At 31.0% G+C, this 4,617-nt stretch carries 5 protein-coding genes and 1 pseudogene; all 6 read left to right on the plus strand.

Going from position 1 to position 4,617, the window contains the following annotated elements; genetic code table 11:
- A partial coding sequence (locus BOQ64_RS22605; RefSeq protein WP_317127623.1) for an RHS repeat-associated core domain-containing protein occupies window positions 1-1,027 on the plus strand: 1,027 nt, incomplete at its 5' end.
- Between the two features lie 17 nt (window positions 1,028-1,044).
- Window positions 1,045-1,764 (plus strand): hypothetical protein, encoded by a 720-nt coding sequence (locus BOQ64_RS22610; RefSeq protein WP_129059426.1) that lies wholly within the window; start codon window positions 1,045-1,047, stop codon window positions 1,762-1,764.
- Between the two features lie 14 nt (window positions 1,765-1,778).
- The gene (locus BOQ64_RS22615; protein ID WP_129059427.1) at window positions 1,779-2,579 is read left to right on the plus strand and encodes an RHS repeat-associated core domain-containing protein; all 801 of its coding nucleotides are present in this window, start codon (window positions 1,779-1,781) and stop codon (window positions 2,577-2,579) included.
- A gap of 130 nt (window positions 2,580-2,709) precedes the next feature.
- The gene (locus BOQ64_RS22620) at window positions 2,710-3,018 is read left to right on the plus strand and encodes a hypothetical protein (protein ID WP_129059428.1); all 309 of its coding nucleotides are present in this window, start codon (window positions 2,710-2,712) and stop codon (window positions 3,016-3,018) included.
- 3 nt (window positions 3,019-3,021) lie between these two features.
- Window positions 3,022-3,201: pseudogene (locus BOQ64_RS22625) on the plus strand (RHS repeat domain-containing protein); the annotation flags it as partial.
- 659 nt (window positions 3,202-3,860) lie between these two features.
- Window positions 3,861-4,355 (plus strand): hypothetical protein, encoded by a 495-nt coding sequence (locus BOQ64_RS22630; protein WP_129059429.1) that lies wholly within the window; start codon window positions 3,861-3,863, stop codon window positions 4,353-4,355.
- Window positions 4,356-4,617 lie beyond the last annotated feature (262 nt).

The following is a 4,617-nucleotide window of genomic DNA, read 5'->3' on the forward strand; positions in this document are numbered from 1 at the left end:
CGCAGGCGTTCTTGAAGTAACTGATACGAACAATTATTATCCATTTGGATTGAATCATATCAGTGATTTTAAAGGTCTTTTGGGTGGGTATTTAAATTACAAGTACAACGGGAAAGAACTGCAAGAAACGGGTATGTATGATTACGGGGCTAGATTTTATATGCCGGATTTGGGAAGGTGGGGAGTATTAGACAATTATAGTGAGAATTATTTTCCTATTTCTCCTTATAGCTATGTAGCAAATAACCCTGCTAAATTTATTGATATAAATGGGGAGTGGATATACATTAATGACCAAGACGGAACTAAATATAGGTATCATAATGGAGCGACACAACATCAAGTAGATGGGAAATGGACAAATGTAGATGCAAATACTACATTATCAGATTATGTTGTTCAGACTGTAGCAGGTTTAAACCATTTAGACAAAAATACTTCCATAGGAAATACAATGATTGGATATTTTGACCAAGCACAAGGTACAGATGGAAAAGTAAGAGATATTTATTTTAATCAAGGTGGGAAATCACAAGTGAAATATGGGATAAGTAATGTAGTTGAATTAAATACATCTTCAACTAAAGGTGTTTGGACAACTTTAGGTAATGATTCTAAATATTCTCCTTTATACACAACAATAGCACACGAAATGGGACATGTTTATGAAAATTTTGCATTAGGTATTACGTCGCAGCCAGATAGTAGATTTGGGGATGATGCTACATCAGCAGAAATTTATGGAACCCACGTAGAAAATATTGTTAGAGCAGAGAGTGGGCTACCTTTAAGAACTAACTATGGTAGTATATGTATCGGCTCCTCTTGTATTCCTAATAGTAACGGCAGGTTAATAGATAATGCTGGAAGTAGTATTTATTACAACTCGAATGGAGGTCAAATATCACCCACTCCTAGTGTTCAAAGTGTTCTTAATGTAAATAGTACAATATTACAAAATAGGTATAATTATAATGAAGCTGCTGCATATTACCACTTGCAGAAATTTAAAAATCGCCCAAGATAACCTGTAAATTATTAAAGATGAAAAACATTGTTTTATTGTTCAGTATTATGTTATTTTTTTCTTGCCATTCTCAGGATAAAATTTCTTTGAGACAAGTAAATGAAGATTTGTTAAAAAACAAAAATTTATTTCCCTACAGTAAATCACAAGATTCTGTAATGATAAAAATGCTTACAAAAGGCTATACAACTTATAGATTGTCAGGTGTCCAATCTTGTGATATCAACCCTGATAAAAAATATTCCAATATTTATATAGAAGATGGTTTCGATGACGAAGAAGGCTTTTACAATGGAATTATTATTCTAGGCACTAATAATATTTGTGAAATTACAACAAGTCCTTATAAATTGCGTCAAGACAGTCTTTCCTATACTAAAGTCAAAGAAAAAAATGAAATTGTTTTCTATACAAAAAAACTTTCTATGGAAGATTTTAAGAATAAATATCTTGATGAATATTTTAGGTATGAATTGGTTACACAAGATAAGGTGGGTTTATTTGAAAAATGCTTGGCAATAGATAAGTATACACCTAAATCAATTATTAATGCTCGAAATTATTATTTTGACGGGAAAGGAATTAAAACCTATAATATTCCAATAAAATATAATGATATTAAAAATGGTATAGAAGGATTGCCTTATTTTAAGGAAGATAAGAAGAAAGAATTTACAGAGTGTATAAATAATTTAAATATACTAAAAATACATAAAACTTTACCTTTAATTGATTAAACCATATCTCAGGAATGTTTGTGACTTCCAATTTTGGAGGATTATATAGCTACAAGTACCAAGGACAAGAGTTGCAAGAGACAGGTTTTTACTCATTTAAGTGGAGAAATTATATGCCTGATGTTGGTAGATTTTTTAATATTGATCCTTTGGCAGAAAAATACACTCATAATAGTACTTATGCGTTTTCTGAAAATCGAGTTATTGATGCGAGAGAATTAGAAGGATTAGAAGCTGAATTAATTAACAAATCTACAAGGAATACCCCTGTAGCTAATGATATATCTGGATTTAATTTTAATACTCCAGCAAAAGTTGAATTAAGAACAAATGTTACACAAGGCTCTTTTACTAATGAACAAGTTCAACAAAAACTTTCAACCGTAGAAAATAACTTTAAAAAAGAAGGATTCGATCTTACAATTATTCAAGATAGTAATGCTACTTATAACATTGATATGACTTTTCCAGGACGATCTGTAACAATAGTAAATGATAACGGTACTACTATGACGGGAACAGTTCTTGGAGACGCACCACTCGGAAATCCAATTACAGCAACTGTTAATGCAAAGAATGGAGATACAGATACAATTACGCATGAAATTGGTCATACTTTTGGTTTAGAACATATCTGGGAGCCAAATTCAGGAGTTGAAGTTACCCCTGCCAATATTAACAATAGGATGAATTCATATGAAAACCCAACTTCTTCAATGAAAGGATTAGGTGTGGAATTTAATAAAAATCAGATACAGAAGATGGAAGAAACTGTTAAAGCTAACTCATTTAGATTACCAAAAAATAAAAACTAATGAAAATAATATTTTTTTAATAATTGTTTTACTGACCAACAGTAGTTGCTCCGCACAAAATAATATTGATTTTTATTATCAAGATAAAACGAAAGCAACAGAAACAGATAGTACAGCATACAAGTCTTATTTGGAAAATATTCCAAAAGAATTTCTTAAAAAAGATGACGAAGTTTTATTATCTTTTAATAATGCTGCTTTTATTGGCGATGTTATTACTATAAATGGTAAAAGTTATAATTTTCAAAATTATACCTGTGGATATACACAAATTAGAGTTCTTAAAAGAGATGAAAAGATTAAAATTACATCAAAGAAAAAAGAAGAGATGAATTTTAAGCTAAAAAAAGGAATTGATTATATTATTATTAATGGAGGATTTGATAATAAATGGAGTGTTACATTTTCAGAATATTTTCCTGCAATGGAATGCTTATAGAACTACAAGTACAATGGCAAGGAGCTTCAAGAGACGGGTATGTATGATTATGGAGCAAGGATGTATATGCCGGATATCGGTAGATGGGGTGTAGTAGATCCGCTGGCGGAAAAGATGAGAAGGCATAGCCCTTATAACTATGTATTTAATAATCCAATAAGGTTTATCGATCCGGATGGAAGAGCTCCTTTTACTGATTTTTACAATTTAAGTGGAAAGAAAATTGGAACAGATGGAGTGAATAATGGCGTAAGAGTTGTTGTTACAGATAGTAAAGAAGCTAGGTCAATTTCTAAAATAAAGGGAAATGTTGATGCAGGTTCTATAAGATCTGGTGTTACCCTTCCAAGCACTGCTGTATTAAAAGAAAGTTTAAATGTTCTAGATAGAGCCGTAAGTAATGGTGGTAAGAAAGAAGAGACTTCTATTGTAATGAAAGACGGTTCTGTTTTAAGGGGTGTACAAGGCCCGGAAGTACAATATGGAAAAGATGCTTACGCAAGTGCAACATTACCTGATTTGCCAAAAGGAAAAACCACAGCGGATGCTGAAGCATCAATACACTCCCACCCTACAAAAACAGAAGTTGTAGGAGAAAAAGTTTATAGTGGTAACGCTCAAGAGCCCTCAGCTACAGATACAACAACTTTTGCCCAATACGGAACAAATATTATTGTTGGTCCACTGGGTTACTCTATAGGACAAAATGGTATTAATAATTTAACAGGAAAGATGGAAACAACAACTAATGCTAATCCAAATGGAATCTCTATTTATAATGGAGCTAATACAACACCATCTATAAATCTTACTAAAAAAGCCGTTGAAAAAATATTAGAATAATGAGAAACTTTATATTAATAATAATATTCCTTTTATCATGTAAAATCTCATCTCAGAATAAGGAAGGGAATATAATAATAACAGTAGATCAAAATGTACATCCCTCTCTTAGTAATATGTATATTTTGAAAGGAGAAAAAAAGTATTACATCAGTTACTTCCCAGGAAAGTTTGTAATAAAAGAAGAAGATTATAAGGATCTGCTGCATACAGATAATTCATCTTCTTTAAAATTAGTTATGAATAATAATTTACAATGTAAGGATAATCTAACATCAAAGATGTATGAAATAGAGGATTTTAAATTAAGTTGGTTAGATCAACCCTATGTTATTCTTTATATTTATAATACAGATAATAAAGATTATAAAAACATTTACAATCCTTTACCGGGGAAAAGCTATACATATGATTATGAATATCCGGGAGGAACAATGAAAAGAATTCAAAAAATTTTTACTAAAGCACAGAACAAATGCCAACGAAATGAGTGAAAAAGTTCCCTTGCTCGTGCTATAAATAACAAAAGAGATTTTATTAATTATTTCTACCATTTAGTATGATTACTTAAATTTACCCAACTCCTATTCAATCGCAAATAAAAGTTTTGGACTTACTACGTATATAGATTTGAAATATCTTTACCGTGCAGATGGTACTAAGTTGAGAAAAATCTATTCAGCAGGACAACCAAAAGGAATAGCCAGTACCACTACAACTGATTATTTGGATGGGTTTCAATATTCATATCAAGAA

This window comes from Chryseobacterium sp. CH25, from assembly GCF_004119455.1.
Lineage (GTDB): Bacteria > Bacteroidota > Bacteroidia > Flavobacteriales > Weeksellaceae > Chryseobacterium.